Source organism: Pseudoalteromonas sp. TB41 (genome assembly GCF_000497975.1).
In the GTDB taxonomy this organism is placed as follows: Bacteria; Pseudomonadota; Gammaproteobacteria; order Enterobacterales; family Alteromonadaceae; genus Pseudoalteromonas; species Pseudoalteromonas tetraodonis.
This window is the reverse complement of the sequence record NZ_AUTH01000003.1, coordinates 18,642-37,257: the sequence shown is the minus strand read 5'-3', so window position 1 is coordinate 37,257 and position 18,616 is coordinate 18,642. Positions and strand designations below refer to the sequence as shown.

The 18,616-nt window shown below is 40.2% G+C and carries 19 protein-coding genes; 12 read left to right on the top strand and 7 right to left on the bottom strand.

All coding sequences use genetic code 11. The annotated features are described in order from the left end of the window. Positions 1-2: 2 nt before the first annotated feature. On the bottom strand, positions 3-1,826 hold the full coding sequence (gene recQ / locus L641_RS0100265; protein ID WP_024600799.1) for a DNA helicase RecQ: 1,824 nt from the start codon (positions 1,824-1,826) through the stop codon (positions 3-5). 151 nt (positions 1,827-1,977) lie between these two features. On the opposite strand from recQ, the gene L641_RS0100260 reads away from it, so the two are divergent. Together L641_RS0100260 and rarD are read left to right on the top strand one after the other, a co-directional pair. Beyond that, the gene (locus tag L641_RS0100260) at positions 1,978-2,433 is read left to right on the top strand and encodes a thioesterase family protein (protein WP_008110623.1); all 456 of its coding nucleotides are present in this window, start codon (positions 1,978-1,980) and stop codon (positions 2,431-2,433) included. A gap of 51 nt (positions 2,434-2,484) precedes the next feature. Continuing rightward, complete coding sequence (rarD, locus tag L641_RS0100255; protein WP_008467760.1) at positions 2,485-3,405, top strand: EamA family transporter RarD; 921 nt, start codon at positions 2,485-2,487, stop codon at positions 3,403-3,405. Between the two features lie 3 nt (positions 3,406-3,408). Here the strand turns inward: rarD and L641_RS0100250 are convergent, their stop codons facing one another. Then, the gene (locus L641_RS0100250) at positions 3,409-4,641 is read right to left on the bottom strand and encodes a response regulator (protein ID WP_024600798.1); all 1,233 of its coding nucleotides are present in this window, start codon (positions 4,639-4,641) and stop codon (positions 3,409-3,411) included. A gap of 85 nt (positions 4,642-4,726) precedes the next feature. After that, a complete protein-coding gene (locus tag L641_RS0100245; RefSeq protein ID WP_008110628.1) occupies positions 4,727-5,101 on the bottom strand; it encodes a DUF413 domain-containing protein in 375 nt (124 codons plus the stop codon). An 89-nt stretch (positions 5,102-5,190) separates the two neighbouring features. On the opposite strand from L641_RS0100245, the gene L641_RS0100240 reads away from it, so the two are divergent. The 8 genes from L641_RS0100240 to ung all read left to right on the top strand — a co-directional run bounded on the left by L641_RS0100240 (position 5,191) and on the right by ung (position 12,822). Continuing rightward, positions 5,191-6,060: a LysR family transcriptional regulator gene (locus L641_RS0100240; RefSeq protein ID WP_024600797.1), complete on the top strand. Its 870-nt coding sequence runs from the start codon at positions 5,191-5,193 to the stop codon at positions 6,058-6,060. A gap of 163 nt (positions 6,061-6,223) precedes the next feature. Beyond that, entirely contained in the window at positions 6,224-7,156 is a 933-nt protein-coding gene (locus tag L641_RS0100235) for a porin (RefSeq protein ID WP_008110633.1), read from the top strand. A gap of 261 nt (positions 7,157-7,417) precedes the next feature. After that, positions 7,418-8,230: an ABC transporter ATP-binding protein gene (locus L641_RS0100230; protein ID WP_024600796.1), complete on the top strand. Its 813-nt coding sequence runs from the start codon at positions 7,418-7,420 to the stop codon at positions 8,228-8,230. Between the two features lies 1 nt (position 8,231). Further along, positions 8,232-9,242, top strand: a complete 1,011-nt coding sequence (locus tag L641_RS0100225; RefSeq protein WP_008467771.1) for an iron ABC transporter permease — start codon at positions 8,232-8,234, stop codon at positions 9,240-9,242. After that, the gene (locus tag L641_RS0100220; protein WP_024600795.1) at positions 9,242-10,723 is read left to right on the top strand and encodes a cobyric acid synthase; all 1,482 of its coding nucleotides are present in this window, start codon (positions 9,242-9,244) and stop codon (positions 10,721-10,723) included. Before L641_RS0100225 ends, L641_RS0100220 begins: the two co-directional genes overlap by 1 nt. Then, entirely contained in the window at positions 10,716-11,315 is a 600-nt protein-coding gene (gene cobO, locus L641_RS0100215; RefSeq protein WP_008110641.1) for a cob(I)yrinic acid a,c-diamide adenosyltransferase, read from the top strand. Before L641_RS0100220 ends, cobO begins: the two co-directional genes overlap by 8 nt. Beyond that, the gene (locus L641_RS0100210) at positions 11,315-12,163 is read left to right on the top strand and encodes a cobalamin-binding protein (RefSeq protein WP_024600794.1); all 849 of its coding nucleotides are present in this window, start codon (positions 11,315-11,317) and stop codon (positions 12,161-12,163) included. The genes cobO and L641_RS0100210 overlap by 1 nt, the downstream gene beginning before the upstream one ends. Further along, entirely contained in the window at positions 12,160-12,822 is a 663-nt protein-coding gene (gene ung / locus L641_RS0100205) for a uracil-DNA glycosylase (RefSeq protein WP_008467778.1), read from the top strand. Before L641_RS0100210 ends, ung begins: the two co-directional genes overlap by 4 nt. Positions 12,823-12,881: 59 nt before the next feature. On the opposite strand, the gene L641_RS0100200 is transcribed toward ung, so the two are convergent. Then, complete coding sequence (locus tag L641_RS0100200) at positions 12,882-13,070, bottom strand: DUF3545 family protein (RefSeq protein WP_008110646.1); 189 nt, start codon at positions 13,068-13,070, stop codon at positions 12,882-12,884. A gap of 226 nt (positions 13,071-13,296) precedes the next feature. Further along, on the bottom strand, positions 13,297-14,247 hold the full coding sequence (gene tal, locus L641_RS0100195) for a transaldolase (protein ID WP_008110647.1): 951 nt from the start codon (positions 14,245-14,247) through the stop codon (positions 13,297-13,299). 218 nt (positions 14,248-14,465) lie between these two features. On the opposite strand from tal, the gene yaaA reads away from it, so the two are divergent. Next, entirely contained in the window at positions 14,466-15,245 is a 780-nt protein-coding gene (gene yaaA / locus L641_RS0100190; protein ID WP_024600793.1) for a peroxide stress protein YaaA, read from the top strand. Between the two features lie 119 nt (positions 15,246-15,364). Continuing rightward, positions 15,365-16,321, top strand: a complete 957-nt coding sequence (locus L641_RS0100185; protein ID WP_024600792.1) for a mechanosensitive ion channel family protein — start codon at positions 15,365-15,367, stop codon at positions 16,319-16,321. Positions 16,322-16,769: 448 nt separating this feature from the next. Here L641_RS0100185 and L641_RS0100180 read toward each other — a convergent pair whose 3' ends face one another. Both L641_RS0100180 and srmB read right to left on the bottom strand, forming a co-directional pair. Beyond that, a complete protein-coding gene (locus L641_RS0100180; protein WP_024600791.1) occupies positions 16,770-17,090 on the bottom strand; it encodes a BON domain-containing protein in 321 nt (106 codons plus the stop codon). 239 nt (positions 17,091-17,329) lie between these two features. Next, a complete protein-coding gene (srmB, locus tag L641_RS0100175; RefSeq protein ID WP_024600790.1) occupies positions 17,330-18,556 on the bottom strand; it encodes an ATP-dependent RNA helicase SrmB in 1,227 nt (408 codons plus the stop codon). Positions 18,557-18,616 lie beyond the last annotated feature (60 nt).

Genomic DNA, 18,616 nt, shown 5'->3' with positions numbered 1-18,616 from the left:
GCTTATTGCGTTGCTAGGTAATGTCGAATTGCGGTTAAAAACTCACCGCCATACTTGTTTAATTTAGTAAAACCAACCCCCGACACTTTTAAAAATTCACTGTCGTTAGTGGGCATAAGCTGCGCCATTTCGGCTAGCGTTTTATCGTTAAATACTACATAAGGCGGCACATCATCGGCATCGGCTAACTCTTTACGCAATGCACGCAGGCGAGCGAATAGTTTTTTATCGTAATTAAACTGCGCTAACTTATCCTGATAAACGTGTTTAGCTTGTAAGCGAGGCTCGGCCAATTGCAGCGCATATTCACCTTTTAAAATAGCGCGTGCAGCTTCCGTTAAACGCAATGAAGCGCCTTGGGTTATATCTTGGCTTAATAGCCCTTGATGAATAAGTTGGCGTAAAATACTAAGCCAAAATTCACTGCTTTTATCTTTACCTATGCCATAGGTACTAAGTTCATGATGATTGTTATCACGAATGCGGCTAGTATTCGCGCCGCGTAATAACTCTACAATGTAACCCAATCCAAATCGTTGTTGCGCGCGATAAACACATGAAAGCGCTTGCTGTGCGACTAATGTGCCATCAAAACTTTTAGGTGGATTTAAGCAAATGTCACAGTTCCCACAGGGCTCGCGTTGGTACTCACTGAAGTAGTTCAATAATATTTGACGACGACACGTTTGTGCTTCGGCAAAGCTGGCCATGGCATTAAAGCGCTGCTCTTCTACGCGGCGGCGTTGTTCATCGTCAATATCTTCAAAAAAGCGTCTAACTCGGCCTATATCGGCAGGGTCAAAATACATGATGGCCTCTGCAGCCAGCCCATCTCGTCCAGCACGGCCTGTTTCTTGGTAATAAGCTTCAATACTTTTTGGAATGTCGTAATGCAGAACAAAGCGTACGTTAGGCTTGTTAATTCCCATACCAAAGGCAACGGTGGCAACCACAATTTGAATATCGTCACGGGCAAATCCGGTTTGCACAAACTGACGTTGCTCGTTACTCATTCCCGCATGGTAAGCGGCAGCATTAAGGCCTGCATCAGCAAGCTTTTCAGCTATATCATCAACACGTTTACGACTGGTGCAATAAATAATACCACTTTGATTTTTTTGCTCTTTTAAATAACGCAGTAATTGCACCATAGGTTTAAATTTTTCTTCTATGGTGTAACGAATATTAGGGCGATCAAAACTGCCGGTATGAATGTAGGGCTGTTGTAGCTTGAGTTGCTCAACAATATCAAAGCGAGTCGCTTTATCGGCAGTGGCAGTGAGTGCCATCATAGGCACATGTGCAAAGCGTTGTTTAAGCTCATTTAAACGAAAATAATGCGGTCTAAAATCGTGACCCCAATGAGAAACACAGTGTGCTTCATCAATAGCAAACAAGCTAACATTCAAATGAGAGAGCCGTTCTAAAAAATCGTGTTGTAGCACTTTTTCAGGAGCTACATAAAGTAGCTTTATCAGCCCTTGATGCAGTTGCTGATACACTAATTGTTGTTCTTCGCGAGCTAGGCTGTTATTGACATAAGCGGCCTTAACTCCTAGTGCTTGTAACTGGGTGACTTGATCTTGCATTAAAGAGATCAGCGGAGAAATAACAATGGTGACTCCCTCTAATACCAACGCGGGTATTTGGTAACACACCGATTTACCACCACCGGTGGGCAGTAATACTAATGAATCTTGGCCATTTATGGCGGCATCAATTACTGCACTTTGACCGTCGCGAAATTCACTGTAACCAAACACTTGTTTGAGTACAGTTTCGGGTTTACGCACAAGCGTATTAGGAGAAGGAGTTAGTGTATTCATCGGCGCTATTTTAGTGGTTTTTTATCAGGATGTCTTTAGCTTTCATTACTTGGTACACACATCTGTAGTGATAAACTAAAATCTGCAGGGGGTTACAATAGCCTCAAGCTGTGCTTTACTCATCGTACCACTAAAAACATAGAGAATAATAATGAATAAAGAAATGTTGATCGATCAAGTAGGGGCGTTGTTTGTTAATAATATGCCTTTTAACCAATTTTTAAAAATAGCGGTGGAGTCACTTAGTACTGAACAAGCTAAAATCTCCTTTCCTTGGCAAGATGTATTAATAGGCAACCCCGCGCAAAAAATTCTCCATGGCGGAGTTATTTCGGCGGTACTTGATAATGTCGGTGGAATGCTTGCTGCTGCCAGTGTGATCGGAAAACTAGACGATGCAGATTTACCCAGTGTACATAAAAGGCTAGCCACACTGGGGACTATAGATTTACGCACCGACTATTTACGCCCAGGCAAAGGCGAGGTTTTTATTGCTAGCGCTAAGCTGATTCGCTCAGGAAATAAAGTATGTGTGTGCCGAATGGAGTTACATAACGAGCAGTCGGTACAAATAGCGTTTGGAACGGGCACGTATTTAGTTGGCTAAAAAGTGAGAGGGGGGTAAACTGACGGCCTTTTAAATCACCAAGTGGTTACTATGTCGATTGATACCGAGCAGCGAAAGGGCGCTATTTTTGCCTGCCTCGCTTTTTTTATGTGGGGCCTAGCACCCATTTATTTTAAGATGATCCAACATGTGTCAGCATTTGAAATTTTAATGCACCGTGTTATTTGGTCAGTGGTGTTTCTTATTGTGGTGGTGAGTGTGCTCAGCTACTGGGATAAAATTAAACGCATTTTAATCCAACCAAAACTTATTTTGATGTTAGTTGTTACCTCGACCTTACTAGGGTTTAACTGGGGATTGTTTATTTGGGCCATCAATAACAATCACATGTTGGATGCCAGCCTAGGTTACTACATTAATCCTCTATTGAATGTGTTGCTTGGTATGGTGTTTTTAAACGAGCGATTACGTAAGTTGCAAGGTGCTGCTGTTGCTTTAGCTTTTACAGGTGTTTTATTACAGCTAATTAGTTTTGGCTCATTCCCCGTGGTAGCGTTTTCATTAGCAACATCTTTCGCACTATATGGCCTATTACGTAAAAAGCTACAAGTTGATGCTCTGCCTGGGATTTTAATTGAGGCATTAATATTGTTACCCGTGGCGCTTACCTATTGGTGGCTAATGGTACCGACTGAAACGTCAAATTTACCAGGGAATGATTGGCTAACCAATGTATTATTGGTGAGCGCGGGCATAGTAACTACGCTGCCACTGCTGTGTTTTACCGGCGCGGCTAAGCGTTTGCAATATACAACGTTAGGTTTTTTTCAGTATATAGGGCCTAGCCTAATGTTTATTTTAGCGGTGGTATTTTATGGTGAGGTGTTTGATGCTGAGCGCGTAATTACCTTTGCGTGTATTTGGAGTGCATTGGCTATTTTTAGTTGGGACTCATACCATCAATCGCGAAAACGCAGAAAAGCGGCCATTGTAGCCTCTGGTGTGGTTTAAAAACTAAACCACTTTATTACGACCCGACTCTTTGGCTTTGTAGAGCTTTAAGTCGGCTTGTTTTAATAGTTCGTCAATTTGATAGGTTTCACTGTGGCTGAAGCCTATCGATAACGTAAATTTGATGTTTGCTTGACTGAATTCATGACTGTTAAGCTCAATAAAAAGCCTGAAGCTCTCTAGTCGTTTTAGCGCTTCCTGTTCGGTTAGCTCAGTAAAAAATACCGCGAATTCTTCTCCGCCTAAACGGGCAACCAATTGGTTTTCAAAATATTTATTAAAGCATATCGCAAGCCCTTTAAGCACTTCATCTCCGGCATCATGGCCATAGGTATCATTAATAGCTTTAAAATGGTCAATATCAAGCATAGCTAACATGGCTGGTGCTTTTGCTTTTTTAAACTGCTTTAATGACTTATTGGCCTCTTCAAAAAAGTAACGGCGATTAGGGAGTTTAGTTAAATAGTCAGTATTGGCTTGGCGCTTTATAGTTTCGATATGCTCTAGCATATCGACGTTTTGGCTTAACCGGCAGTAAAATTCTTCACTATTAAAAGGTTTATACAAGTAGTCATTTGCCCCATTTTTTAAAAATAAGGCAGACAAATTAGACGATGTAGCGCCTGAGATACCAATAATAGCTTTTTCGTCATTACTATAAATGCGCCTAATTTCATTACACAGTTCAATACCGCCCATATTAGGCATTTCTTTATCTATGATAATCACAGAGATGTCAGGGGTATTTTCAAGCTCTTTAAGTGCCTCTAGGCCATCGGCTGCTTGTAATATTTGGTATTTATGACGTGTTAATAAATTACAAATATATTGGCGTGTAGACGCTGAGTCATCAACAACCAGTACTTTAACTTGCTTATTGCGAGGTAGGCGATAAAGCTGCTTTTCTAAATATTCGTAAGCTTGTTTATTGCCTTTGATAATGTAATCAATAATAGGGTACTTTTCGACGGTGTCGCGAGTTTGATTATCGATATTGCCAGTCATAACAATGGTAGGGATATCTGCTGCAACCGTGCAGGGAACCGCTTCCCCTTGCGGGGCATCAGGCAATATAAAATCAACGACTGCGCAAAAATAAGCATGTTTACTTATTAGCTCTTTAGTCTCAGCCAGCGACTGGGCAATATCAACTTCATAGCCAATTTTTTGCGCGATATGCTTTTGCACTCGCGCAATAGTGGGGGTGTCTTCAACAATAAGTATTCTGTGCGTCACGTGGCAGCCTGTTTAAATTTTGCAAAAATGTTTGCTTATACAAGTTGTAACTGCTAAAACGCCAAAAAGCAACTATTGTAGTGACTTATAGATTGTCTGCCTCAGAATAATAATCTTGGCTTATTGGTGTTGGCCCTGAAATTTTTGAGCGTCCAAATAATGTATGGAATTTTGTTTTGCAGGTTGTTAACTTTAAATATTTAACCCATGCTCGCTCAATTGGGTTACTTGGCTCTATTATGCCACTGACAGCATTTACAAATTGTTGCTGATGTTCGTTTTGTGGCTCAACTGTTTTGTTATACAGGCTTTTTAAAACAACACCATGCTGTTCTAAAATACTTGCCTCTAACAGGGTAAAGTGTCCGCTGCGGCTAAATCCGCGTGGAAAGTTTTGGTCATCATAAAATTGACGTTGACTTACGAATGCTTGACGAAGTAGTGAAATATCATTGCTCATAGCTGTACCCTCATACCAATTATTAGCTGGAGTATGGGACATAATCGCTATTTTTTTAAACAAAAAATTTTTATCGTGAGGATAAAAAATTGGACATAGATTTATTAAAAACATTTGTTGAAGTGGTGCGTACTCGCCATTTTGGTAAAGCGGCAGAAAACCTATACATAACGCAGTCTGCGGTGAGTTTTAGAATTCGCCAATTAGAGCAGGGCTTAGGCGTAAATTTATTTATTCGTCAGCGTAATAATATTCAACTCACCGCCCCAGGTGAGCGCTTGTTACCGCATGCGCAAATGATTATTACTGGGATGCAAAGAGCCAAAGTGGATGTTGCACTTGCAGATAATATGCATAAGCAAATTAGTTTAGCAGGTACGCCTAATATTTGGGATGCATTTTTACAGTTTGGTATTACAAATATTGTATCGGCTATGCCTGGTGTATCACTGGTGGCAGAAGTGAAGGCGCAACAAGAAAGTACTCGCTTATTGTTGGAGCGTACACTTGATTTAGCCATTTTGTTTGATCCCCCTAAAGTTGATGAACTTGTGGTTGAACGTATTTGTGAACTGCCTATTATTCCGGTGAGTGGTTACGATACGGCAACCAGTGATAACTTTTTTGATAATCAATATGTGTATGTTGATTGGGGAACCACGTTTTCTCTTTGGCATGCGCGTCAGTTTACCGGTAAAACACCGCCTTATTTTAGAACCAGTACAGGACGAATTGCGCTTGATTTAATACTGCAATGTGGCGGCAGTGCTTTTATTCCACAGGTATTAGTTAAAGATCATTTAGAAAAAGGCGAACTTTTTCATGTTAAAGGGGTAGAAAATACTTCAAGAGATGTATTTGTTGCCTATCATAGAGATAACGAACAGAAAGACTTGATAGAAACCTTGGTTAATTTGCTGTCGCGAATGACACCGAGTTTATTGAAACAAAGTAGGTAGTCAGTAGGCAGTTTATTTTACATGTTATTTTGATTTCAGATTTAATGCAGTTTTATTAACTTAAAAAGACAAAAATGTGTCCTTTGTAATATTTTTGTCATTTAGTAGTGACACACTGCCGCTGTTTTAAAAATTAGTCTCTTGTGATTATCGAGGAAATAACATGAAATTTGCAAAATCGAGCTTATGCTTAGCCCTACTTAGTGGTTTATCTTTTAATGCACTTGCAGAGGTAGATATTTACGGTAAAGCAAATGTAACCGTTCAATCATCTGATGATGGTGAAGGGTCTTTCACTGAAATTAAAAGTAATGCATCTCGCTTTGGCCTAAAAGGATCTGAAAAGATTACTGATGGATTAGAAGCAGTTTATAAGTTTGAGTTTCAAGTTGATGTATCTGATGCTGACTCGAAAGGTGATAATGACGACAATATTTCTGCACGTAACCAGTACGTAGGTTTAAAAGGTGCCTATGGTCAAGTTGTTGTGGGTCGTAACGATACAGCGCTTAAACAATCACAAGGTAAGTTAGATTTATTTAATGACCTTGAAGGCGATATTAAAAATGTTTTTAAAGGTGAAAACCGCTTAGGTGATTCGATCACTTATACATCTAAAAGCTACGAAGGCTTTAAAGTACTTGCTACATTTATTGCCGAAGACGATGTAGATGCCAAAAATGGCTACTCAGTGGCGTTAACTTACGGTGATGCAGGCCTTAAAAAGAGCGCAGTATATGCTGCCATTGCTGCTGATAGCGAAGTGAACGGCTACGATGTAGTACGTGCAACAGTACAAGGTAAAATTGAAGATTTTAGACTTGGCGCTATGTACCAAACACAAGAAAAATTAGACGGCAGCGCAGAAGCTGATGGCTATTTAGTGAATGCAGCTTACCTAATGGGTAGTAACACTTTTAAAGTTCAATACCAAGCAATGGACTTTGATGACAGCGATGATAAAAGCGCTGTAACAGTGGGTGTTGATCATAAGCTAAACAAAAACCTTAAAGTGTTTGGCTTTTACTCAAGTTTTGATATGGACAACAACGTTGACCAAGATTACCTAGCTTTAGGTATGGAATATAAGTTTTAACTAATACTTAGTTAAAACACTCCCTTTTAACCGCACTCAGTTGAGTGCGGTTTTTTTTGCTTTAAATTATTTACTTATCTGCGCATAATAGCCAAGCATTTGGAATGAGGTGAAACTCCTCAACTATACCCGTAACTGTGAACAGTTTTACTGTAAGTCAGATACAAGTGCCTTAAAACTTCATATAACGAGCGGGTTAACTCATTTTCTTTTTGGTACTTGTGGTACTGAGTGTGGGTTTTCTCTGCCTAGGATAATTTTTTGCACACTCAAACCTCTAAACAAACAACGCTTTTAACCGTAAATAATGTCTCTTGGCGAGTGGGTAATACCTTAATCCTTAAGCATATTAATGTGAGTATTGAGCGTGGTAAATTTATTGGTTTAATTGGCCCTAATGGGGCAGGAAAATCGAGTTTACTGCGTTGCTTATATCGATTTAATCAGCCATCAGCAGGCGAGGTTAAATTTAATAATACCGATATTTGGCAACTAAAAAGCGAAGACTACGCTAAGCAGGTTGCTGTTGTGCTACAAGAAACACCGTCGCAATTTAACCTTTCGTTATTCGACGTGGTTGCGTTAGGGCTTACGCCACATAAAACTTTATTTAGTACGACGACTCAAGCGGATAAACAAAAAATAGCTCAAGCTATTAGTCACGTGGGGCTTGAATCTCATAGCACTCAATTATTTGATTCGCTATCTGGCGGTGAAAAGCAACGAGCCTTTATTGCCCGCGCTATTGTGCAGCAACCACAACTTCTTATTATGGATGAACCAACTAGTCACCTTGATGTGAAATATCAAATTCAACTTATGGAGCTGGCTAAATCTTTAGGTATTACGGTGTTCGCGTCATTTCATGACTTAAATTTAGCCGCAGCAATGTGCGATGAGTTAGTGGTTATTAAAAATGGAAAAGTTGTTGATGCAGGTAAGCCAAGTAGCGTGGTCACTGAGCAGATGCTGGATGAGGTGTTTGGTGTTTGTGCTCAAGTGAGCACTCACCCTCAAGCAACAATTAAAGGTGAGGCTATTCCTCATATTACTTATTATTATGGATACCAATAATATGACGGCCTTTTCTAACCATGCCGTTGCATTAATCGCTGCGCTATTATGCGCACTATTGAGTTTATTTATCGCACTAAGTTTTGGTGCGGTACCTACGTCGCTCGCAGATGTATACCAAAGCTTAACCTTTTCAAACGAGGCTTCATTTACCAGCCGCATTATTATTGAATTAAGAATGCCACGTACTTTGTTGGCTTTTTTAGCCGGTAGTGGCTTAGCGATTGCAGGTTTAATACTACAAACAGTCACCCGTAATCCCTTAGCTGATCCTTATTTATTTGGTATTTCGTCTGGTGCTTCATTAGGGGTGGTTATATTAATGTCCTTGGTAGGAGCTGGGGCGGGTATTGCACTATCTGGGGCGGCATTAACCGGCAGTTTAGTTGCGATGGGGTTATTAATTTTAATTGCAGGTAGCCAGCGCAACGCTCAAGTTGAGTCGATGTTATTGGCAGGGGTGGCCTTATCATTTTTATTTAGTGCTTTTACTAGTTTGTTACTTTATTGGAGCGATCCACAAGCAGTCGCGGCTATTTTATTTTGGACTTTAGGTAGTTTTGCTAGAGCACAGTGGCAGTCGCTGCTGTTACCTGCCTTAGTCATTATGGCATGTACAATAATCATGTTGGGTTTTAGGCGCCAGCTTAATGCGATGTTGTTAGGCGATGAAAGCGCGACAACGCTTGGTGTTAGGGTGCATCGCTTTAGAATTTTAATGCTTATTTTAAGCTCGTTGATCACGGCCGTATTGGTTGCTAACTGTGGCGGAATTGGCTTTGTTGGCTTAATGGTGCCGCACATAGTGCGCTTTTTTATCTCTCAAGGTAGCCGTGTTGGGTTATTAATGACCGGATTAGTCGGGGGCATATTTATGGTATGGGTCGATGTGCTTGCTCGTTCACTATTAAGCAACCAAGAGCTGCCAATCGGGGTGATCACGGCGGCTATTGGCAGTCTATTCTTTTTAAGTATATTGTATTTTCGTAAGCGCCAGCTGGTGGGTAAATAATGAAAACATTAATGGTACAAGGCACTACTTCCGATGCGGGTAAAAGTACCTTGGTTGCAGCGCTTTGCAGAGTGTTTGCTAATCAAGGCGTTAATGTTGCGCCATTTAAACCGCAAAACATGGCGCTTAATAGTGCCGTAACGCATGATGGCGGTGAAATTGGTAGAGCACAAGCATTACAAGCCGTTGCAGCAAAAGTAGCACCTGAAATAGACTTCAATCCCATATTACTCAAACCCAATAGTGATACCGGCGCACAAGTAATTATTCATGGCAAAGTTATTAGCAATATGGAAGCCGACTCTTACCATGACTATAAAAAAGTGGCTATGGATGCGGTATTAACCTCACATAATCGTTTAGCTAAACGCTTTGATTTATTGCTGGTTGAAGGGGCTGGTAGCCCAGCTGAAATTAACCTAAGGGCAAACGATATTGCCAATATGGGCTACGCCGAAAAGGTCGATTGTCCGGTTATTATTATTGCCGATATTGATAAAGGGGGCGTGTTTGCTCACCTAGTAGGAACTTTGGCGCTATTAAGCGAGTCAGAGCAAGCACGGGTAAAAGGCTTTGTTATTAATCGTTTTCGTGGTGACATTAGCCTATTACAAGGCGGGTTAGATTGGCTTGAAGAGTACACAGGTAAACCTGTGTTAGGGGTGTTACCCTACCTACACGATTTAGCTCTTGATGCCGAAGATGCCGTTGCCATAGATAATAATGTGACCGAAGCCAGCATTAATATTGCGGTACTGCTGGTGCCTCATATTAGTAACCACACTGATTTTGATGCACTGCGATTGCACCCAAATATAAATATAAACTATGTGCGTCATACTCAAGCGATTCCATCCGTTGACTTAATCATTATGCCTGGCAGTAAAAATGTACTTAGTGATTTGGTATTTTTAAAAAATGAAGGCTGGGATCAGCAAATTAAACGCCACTTACGTTATGGTGGCAAAGTACTGGGTATTTGCGGCGGTATGCAAATGTTAGGTAATACTATTAGCGACCCCAATGCGGTGGAATCATCATTAGGGCAAATGGCTGGGTTAGCACTTAGTGATTTTGATACCACATTAGGTGAACAAAAAGTGCTAAGCCAAGTAAACGCCACTATTAGTTTAAACCAGCAGCAGGTTGCTTGTCAGGGTTATGAAATACATGCTGGGATCAGTAAAGGTCAAGCGCTCAATAAACCACTTATTCACTTTAATAAACACCCCAATGGCTTTACTACGGATGGTTTTATTAGTGACGATAATGCCATTGCCGGTACTTATTTACATGGCTTGTTCGACAACGCAGCTACTACGGAGCTGCTATTAAAGTGGCTAAAACCAGACAGTGACATTAATGCCATCAGCATTAATGAGCATCGCGAACGCCAGTTAGAACGGCTCGCTGATATGTGCCAAACACAGTTAAATATTGAACAAATTATTAAAATTTACCAAGGACATAACAATGACTGAATCAACAAACGACAAGCACCAACAGCGCCAGCAAAAAGTAAAAGAACAGGTTGATGCTCGTGTAGCAGCAGCACAGCAAGAAAAAGGTATTTTTCAGGTTATTACCGGTAATGGCAAAGGTAAATCTACTTCTGGATTTGGTGTGGTTGCACGTTGTGTTGGTCACGGCAAAAAGGCGGCCGTGTGTCAGTTTATTAAAGGTACGTGGGAATGTGGTGAACGTAATTTACTGCAAGGGGCTGGGGTCGAATTTGCTGTTATGAACACTGGTTTTACTTGGGATACGCAAAATAAAGAGGCTGATACCGCGGCAGCGCAAGCAACATGGCAAGAGTCAAAGAGGATGCTAAGCGACAGCAGTATCGACGTGGTATTACTTGATGAGCTCACCTATATGGTTACTTATGGCTATGTCGACCTCGATGAGGTTGTTGCTGCAATTAGCAACCGACCTGCAATGCAGTCGGTGATAGTGACTGGTCGTGCTGCGCACCGCACCTTAATTGAACTGGCCGATACGGTAAGTGAAGTACGAAATGTAAAACATGCATTTGAGTCGGGCGTAAAAGCACTAAAGGGCTTTGATTACTAATGTTAAAACGCATTGTTGTTGGGCTGTTATTGTTTGCAGTTAGTGCACCCCAAGCCTTAGCCGACAAGCCGCTTCGTATTGTGGCTCTAGCGCCACACATAGTCGAAAATTTATATGCCATTGGGGCGGGTGATCTAATAGTGGGCACGCTGGATTACGCAGATTACCCACAAGAGGCGACTAAAATTGAGCGTATCGGCGGCTATAATGGTATTTCTATCGAAAAGTTACTCATGCTCAAGCCTGACATGGTGATTGCGTGGAAAAGCGGTAATCAGGCAGAAGATTTGGCACAAATTAAGCGACTAGGGATTGAATTGCATTTAAGTAATCCACGCTCTATTGAAGGCGTTGCTAAGGAAATACTAAAATTAGGTCAATTAACCGGTCATATTGAGCAAAGTAAAAAAGTAGCTGAGGCATTTACAGCTAAGCTCAACGCAATTAAAGCCGCGCAGCATAATAAAACCACGCTTTCTGGGTTTTATCAGCTGTGGCCAGAGCCTATGATGACGGTATCAAAAAATACATGGATCAATCAGTTAATCGAAACCTGCCAAGTAACCAATGTATTTGCAAACAGCGACACAGATTACCCACAAGTCAGCATTGAGAACGTGATAGTAACTAAGCCACAAATTATTATTATCCCTAATGAAAAGTCAAAACGGGTAATACCCACAGTAAATTGGCAGCAATGGCCTGAAGTTCCCGCGGTTAAATATGAGCAATTTATTAGTGTTAACGCGGATTTATTACATCGTTTTTCCCCTAGAATGCTTGATGGATTAGCACAAATGTGTGACAAAGTTGAGGTATCTAGAAAACTTATTAAGAGTCAATTATGAGCAACTGGTCATCTTTTTTAAACCATGAACTTAGCCAAGCATATATGCAGCAAACCCTTGAATATGTTACGAATAAACGAGCTGAAGGCATTGCTGTATACCCACCAGAACCGCAGGTGTTTAGCGCATTTGATGCAACTCCACTTAGCGACATTAAAGTGGTTATATTAGGTCAAGACCCTTACCATGGAGAAGGGCAAGCGCATGGCTTGTGCTTTTCAGTATTGCCTGAAGTTAAAAAGCTCCCGCCTTCACTTAAAAATATTTATAAAGAGTTAGTGACTGACATTAATGGTTTTATTACGCCAGAGCATGGCTATTTACAAAGCTGGGCAGATCAAGGTGTGTTTTTGCTTAATACCGTACTAACAGTAGAGCAAGGGCAAGCCCATTCCCATAAACATTTAGGTTGGGAGCAATTTACCGATAACGTAATTACTCATATAAATGAGCATTGCCAAGGAGTGGTGTTTATTTTGTGGGGCGCACATGCACAAAAAAAAGGTAAAAGCATTGATCGCCAGCGCCATCATGTATTGTCTGGGCCGCACCCTTCACCGCTTTCTGCGCATCGCGGATTTTTTGGCTGTCAGCACTTTTCAAAAACCAATGAACTGTTAATAGCGCAAGGAGCACAGCCCATTAATTGGCAAGTATAGGGTAATTGGTATTAAAAAAGGCTTTCATAAATGAAAGCCTTTTTAGTTGCTGTTGTTGATTAAAACTCTAATTCATCTATAGCAATACTATCAGCAAAATAGTCGAGCTCCTGTAGTTCTTTGCGCAAACGTTGCTTATCTTTTATTGCTTCTATTTCGCGCCATTTTCTTTTTTTATTTTTTTGAGAGGTTTTTTTCGATGTATCAGAACCTTCTAATATCTCTATTATTTCGTTTAGGCTATCCATTGATTATCTCCTATTGACCACTTTTTGAACCTCGGCAGTATCTATACCACAGCTATTAATAAAATAGAATATAAATGTGACGAAACTGTTACTGATGGGTGGTATTTTGATGAAGATCAATACAAAAAGAACGTAAATGGGGACAAGTCGAGTATTTAAAGTAAATCGCAGGCATAAAAAAACGCCGCTAAAAGCGACGTTTTTTAACTCATTAAACAGCTGTTAGTTACATCGCTTTAAAGCGTGCCTCTAGTTGCTCTTGCGCATCTGCAAATGAGCGAATACCTTCAGCTAGTTTCTCAGTGGCCATAGCGTCTTGGTTATGTAACCAACGGAACTGTGCTTCGCTAAGTGGCTCAGGTTTTGGCTCTTTAGCAATGTCGCTCTCTAGTAAGTACTCTTGTGCGTCTTCTAAATTACCTAGCTCTTCTAAAAGATTAGGACTAATTGTTAGCTTATCGCAGCCTGTAAGGGCAATAATTTCACCGGTGTTACGAAAGCTTGCGCCCATAACAACCGTTTTGTAATCGTGACGTTTGTAAAACTCAAAAATACTACGCACCGATTGTACGCCAGGATCTTGTAGCGGGTCGGTTGGTTTTTCCATACCGTTTGCTACGTGCCAATCTAAAATTCTGCCAACAAATGGCGAAATTAAAAATACGTTTGCATCAGCACAGGCACGGGCTTGAGCATCACTAAATAAAAGCGTTAAGTTACATTTAGTGCCTTCTTTTTCTAACTGTTCTGCGGCTTTAATGCCTTCCCAAGTAGAGGCAACTTTAATTAAAATCTTGTCTTTGCTTACACCTTCTTTCTCGTAAAGGCTTAGTAAAGTATGTGCTTTATTAATTGTTGCTTGGGTATCAAATGATAAACGTGCATCAACTTCAGTAGAAATATAACCCGGAACAATTTCGCTAATTTCTTTACCGAGTAACACTGCAAAATAGTCACAAGCCAGCTCTAGTTGTTTTGCAGGCTGTTGCTCGGTTTCTTTAGCGTATTGCCATGCTTTATCTAGATAAGGTTTGTAAGCTTCAATCTCGCTCGCTTTTAAAAGCAGCGATGGATTGGTAGTCGCATCTTCAGGTTGATGTTTTTTTATGGCTTCTATATCGCCCGTGTCGGCCACGATAGAAGAATGTTGTTTAAGCCTTTGTAGAGCGCTAGTCATTTGCTTTTCCTCATTCCAAGCAAGTTAAAAGAAAATCTAAACTACCTTAATATAGCTATACTGCAACAGTGTGACAATGCTTGATAGGTCTTATGTCCTTATCAATGAAAAAACGGTAACGGTTGAGTTTTAGGTAGGATAATTTTAAACAAAACGTGCTTTTCGTCTCATTTAATGTTGAAATTGACATTAAATAATTTACAAGTCAATAGCTAACTATGATCACTGTTATTTCACCAGCAAAGAATCTTGATTACGACACGCCACCCGCAACAGATAAGTTCACTCAACCTGAATTACTTGAGCACAGCGAAGCGCTCATGAAAGTATGCCGTGAACTAACTCCTGCGCAAATTGGCAGTTTAATGAAAATTAGCGATAAACTCGCGGGCCTTAATGCAGCACGTTTTAGTGAGTGGGCGCAACCGTTTACTACGAGTAATGCTAAACAAGCGGTGCTTGCCTTTAACGGCGATGTATACGGCGGGTTAGATGCTAATACCCTCACTACTAAGCAGCTTGATTACGCTCAAGACCATTTACGTATACTTTCGGGATTATACGGATTATTAAAACCACTTGATCTAATGCAAGCCTACCGCCTAGAAATGGGTACAAAGCTTGAAAACAGCCGTGGTAAAAACCTATATGAGTTTTGGGGCAGTATTATTGCTAATAAACTTAACGACGTTTTAGCGGCACAAGATGCACAATACTTAGTTAATTTAGCGTCTAACGAATACTTTAAAGCGGTAGATAAAAAAACGCTTAACGCACAAATTATTACGCCACATTTTAAAGACTGTAAAAACGGTCAATATAAAGTGATTAGCTTTTACGCTAAAAAAGCGCGCGGCATGATGGCGCGTTACCTTATCGAAAACCAAGTCACGCAATTAAGTCAGCTTAAAGAGTTTACCGTGGCCGGTTATTACTTTAGCTCAGAAGCAACCACTAAAGAACTTGAACCGGTATTTTTGCGCGAAGAGCAAAGCTAAATTTAGCGCTATTTGCAGCTAAACACATACCCAAAAAGCTATGCATTGCATGGCTTTTTTTATACTGGCGCTATTTTTGCAAACCTTAGGTTATTAATAGAAACTAAGGTATAAAATAAATGCTCTCAATTCCCTCAATTACAGAAGCCGAAAAACTTATAGAAGAGAAGCTCGGCGGTTGGTTTGATGTTGTTATAAGTCATATCCCTAACTTTATAGTCGCGGTGATTATTGCCATTCTATTTTCATTTATTGCCCGCCTTGCAGGCAAAGGAATGAAAAAAGTATTGCGTCGCTCGCTCGATTCTACTCAAATTGCTGACTTAATGGCCTCCATTTTTAAAGTTATTGTTCTGAGTGTCGGGGTCTTTATTGCCCTTGATTTTATGGGCTTAAAAAGTACCGTTACGTCACTGCTTGCGGGGGCAGGTATTGTTGGTCTCGCCATTGGTTTTGCTTTTCAAGATATGACCGAAAACCTAATTGCGGGTATTGCTATGGGTATTCGTAAACCGTTCAAAGCGGGTGATGTCATAGAAACCGATAATGTGTTTGGTTCGGTACACTCAATAAACTTGCGCAACACACTAATAGAGAGCTTTTACGGGCAGTTGATACTGGTTCCTAATAAAATACTATTTAGAAATGTACTGCGTAATTACAGCACTTTAGGGGTCAGAAGAATAGAGGTACCTGTAGGTATTTCTTACGCTGATGATATAGAAAAAGCCAGTGAAGTTATTGTCGAAAAAATTAATCAATTCGACTTTGTGATCCGCAAAAATGAGACCGCGGTGTACGCAGAAGGCTTTGGTGATAGCAGTATAAACTTACTGGTATGGTTTTGGATTAAATACCCTGGTGAGCCCGATTTTATGACGGTGCGTCACAAAGGGGTTGTGGCAGTAAAGCAAGCACTCGATGCTGCTGATATAAGTATTCCGTTTCCTATTCGTACGCTGGATTTTGGTATTAAGGGCGGTGAAAAACTCGATGCCATGATAAGCGATAAAATAAGTCAGCAGTCAGCAAATAAAGAGGGTGACAATAATACTGATGCAAGACAAGGTGAGTAAATAATTTAAAACCCCATGGTAAAAGCATTGGGAAATAGTTACTGACTATCAGCGCGTTTTTACAAAGTAAAACGCGCTTTTTTATAATAATTAATTGATGATCTGAAGTAATTAAAGCCTTGCGTTAACTAAGTTAAAAGCGTCTCAATTAGAAAACTATATCGATAAGGTTTCTCATCTCAAAATAGATTACTTAATTAATCGAATTTGTGCTCAAGCTTGATGCAAGCCCTATATAGTAAGTGTCTGTGAGTAATAAAGGATTCAATGGTTTAAGTAGCTGCAATTAGCGTCGCGATTGGTGCGTAAACGAAAAAGCTTTTAATCAAGCTATTTAAACTGGATTGGGATTATGTCTGTATTGAATTTATATTGTGCAGGCCATAAAAAGCGCCGCTTGTGTTGGAGAAGCAAGCAGCGCTGAAGAATAAGTTAAGAAGGAGGTGTATTAAATAACACTAATTTTGTTGCGAATTACTTTAACTCCATCCATATTTTCTAAAAATTTTTGTGCAAGAGCACGTTCAAAACCGTTATTAGCTTTGCCTTTAAGTTCAACGTCGCCATTTTCGACCTGTACGTTCAAATTTTCTAATTCTAAATTTGGATTAGTACGTAACTCATGAGTAATAGATTGTTGTAAATTAGGTTGTGTGGCCACACTACTTACTACTGCTAAATGCGTTGCTGCACTAACTTTAAAAGCAGAGACTAATAAAAATAAACAACAAAACGAAATAAAACCGATAGTAAATTTAATGCGACTCATAACTATATCCTTAGTGTGTTACTAAAAAACAACGCCATTACTCGGCGTTTTAATACTCGTATATTCGATAGGGTTACAAGTTTCATTCCAAGATTAACTATTTGAAATAATTGGATATTTTATTAATTGGTTATTCAGCTAAGTAGTTTTTACATATTACTCTGAATTGCTTACTCACTGTTTTTAAGCCACAAAAAAGCCGACAAACGTCGGCTCAATCAAATGTATTAAAGCTAAAGCTATTTTTTCTTTTTAGCTTTGGCTTTTTTCTTCGCTTTCATTTTTACTGGATCTTTACGCTTTTTAACTGGTGGCTTAGCTTCTTTATGTTTTGGCTCTAATCCTTTAAATACACGGCGTTTTAGCTTTTGCTCTATGTAACGTTCTACTTTGTAAAGGATGCCAATATCGTGCGCTTCAATTAGTGAAATCGCTATGCCTTTTTTACCCGCGCGGCCTGTACGGCCAATACGGTGTACGTAAACATCTGCAGTGCGAGGCATATCAAAGTTAATTACGTGGCTTATATCAGCTACATCAATACCACGCGCGGCGACATCGGTCGCGACTAAAATGCGGGTTTTGCCACTGTGGAAATTTTCCATCGCTTTCATGCGTTTATCTTGTGGCATTTCACCACGTAGCCACGCAGCTTTAACGCCGTTATTGGTTAGTTCACCAATAAGGGTTTCAAGGCGCTCACGAGTTTTTACAAACACAATCGCTTTACTAACATCAGGGCCGTTTAAGGTGTTAACTAATAGCTCAAGTTTATGATGATAATCATCGGCTAAATGAACCCATTGATGTATTTTAGCTTTTTCTTTACGTGATGATTCGGCTTCAAGCAGAGCCGGGTCGTTTAAAATACGCTCTGCAAATAATTCTACGCTGTCACCTTCAAGAGTAGCTGAGAATAAAAAGCACTGACGACGATTTTTAGCTTCATCACAAATACGCAGCATTTCTTTACGAAAGCCCATGTCGAGCATGCGGTCGGCCTCATCAAGAATGAGCATTTCTACGTTTTCTGCGTGGAAGTTTTCAGTTTCCAAATACTCCATTAAACGCCCAGGTGTGGCGATTAAAATGTCGTTATTATTTTCAAAAATTTCTTTGTGTGTACCGTAATTAATACCGCCGGTAACCACCCCAATTTTTAAGTGGGTTTGTTTTGCAAGTAACTCACATTGTTCATGAGTTTGATAAGCAAGCTCGCGAGTTGGGGTCATAATTAATACCCGTGCAAAGCCCGGATCACGACGCGGGAAATCCATTAAATATTGAATTGCTGGAATTAAGAATGCCGCCGTTTTACCCGTACCTGTCGGTGCAGACGCTAAAATATCACGCCCTTGCAACGCCTCAGGAATGGCTTGTTGTTGAATGCTAGTAGGGGTTTCAAAACCCATTTTATTAATAGCATTGAGTAGCTTATTATCAAGATCAAATTCAGAAAATTGCATAGAGTGTCAAAAATAGGGGACAATTGCCGTTAATTATACGCACTTAAACCTACTTGGTGA

What these genes read in the sequence shown, in the direction of transcription:
- recQ (WP_024600799.1), bottom strand. Translation starts at nt 1,826, where the DNA reads ATGAATACACTAACTCCTTCTCCTAATACGCTTGTGCGTAAACCCGAA.
- L641_RS0100260 (WP_008110623.1), top strand. Translation starts at nt 1,978, where the DNA reads ATGAATAAAGAAATGTTGATCGATCAAGTAGGGGCGTTGTTTGTTAAT.
- rarD (WP_008467760.1), top strand. Translation starts at nt 2,485, where the DNA reads ATGTCGATTGATACCGAGCAGCGAAAGGGCGCTATTTTTGCCTGCCTC.
- L641_RS0100245 (WP_008110628.1), bottom strand. Translation starts at nt 5,101, where the DNA reads ATGAGCAATGATATTTCACTACTTCGTCAAGCATTCGTAAGTCAACGT.
- L641_RS0100235 (WP_008110633.1), top strand. Translation starts at nt 6,224, where the DNA reads ATGAAATTTGCAAAATCGAGCTTATGCTTAGCCCTACTTAGTGGTTTA.
- L641_RS0100225 (WP_008467771.1), top strand. Translation starts at nt 8,232, where the DNA reads ATGACGGCCTTTTCTAACCATGCCGTTGCATTAATCGCTGCGCTATTA.
- L641_RS0100220 (WP_024600795.1), top strand. Translation starts at nt 9,242, where the DNA reads ATGAAAACATTAATGGTACAAGGCACTACTTCCGATGCGGGTAAAAGT.
- cobO (WP_008110641.1), top strand. Translation starts at nt 10,716, where the DNA reads ATGACTGAATCAACAAACGACAAGCACCAACAGCGCCAGCAAAAAGTA.
- L641_RS0100210 (WP_024600794.1), top strand. Translation starts at nt 11,315, where the DNA reads ATGTTAAAACGCATTGTTGTTGGGCTGTTATTGTTTGCAGTTAGTGCA.
- ung (WP_008467778.1), top strand. Translation starts at nt 12,160, where the DNA reads ATGAGCAACTGGTCATCTTTTTTAAACCATGAACTTAGCCAAGCATAT.
- L641_RS0100200 (WP_008110646.1), bottom strand. Translation starts at nt 13,070, where the DNA reads ATGGATAGCCTAAACGAAATAATAGAGATATTAGAAGGTTCTGATACA.
- tal (WP_008110647.1), bottom strand. Translation starts at nt 14,247, where the DNA reads ATGACTAGCGCTCTACAAAGGCTTAAACAACATTCTTCTATCGTGGCC.
- yaaA (WP_024600793.1), top strand. Translation starts at nt 14,466, where the DNA reads ATGATCACTGTTATTTCACCAGCAAAGAATCTTGATTACGACACGCCA.
- L641_RS0100185 (WP_024600792.1), top strand. Translation starts at nt 15,365, where the DNA reads ATGCTCTCAATTCCCTCAATTACAGAAGCCGAAAAACTTATAGAAGAG.
- L641_RS0100180 (WP_024600791.1), bottom strand. Translation starts at nt 17,090, where the DNA reads ATGAGTCGCATTAAATTTACTATCGGTTTTATTTCGTTTTGTTGTTTA.
- srmB (WP_024600790.1), bottom strand. Translation starts at nt 18,556, where the DNA reads ATGCAATTTTCTGAATTTGATCTTGATAATAAGCTACTCAATGCTATT.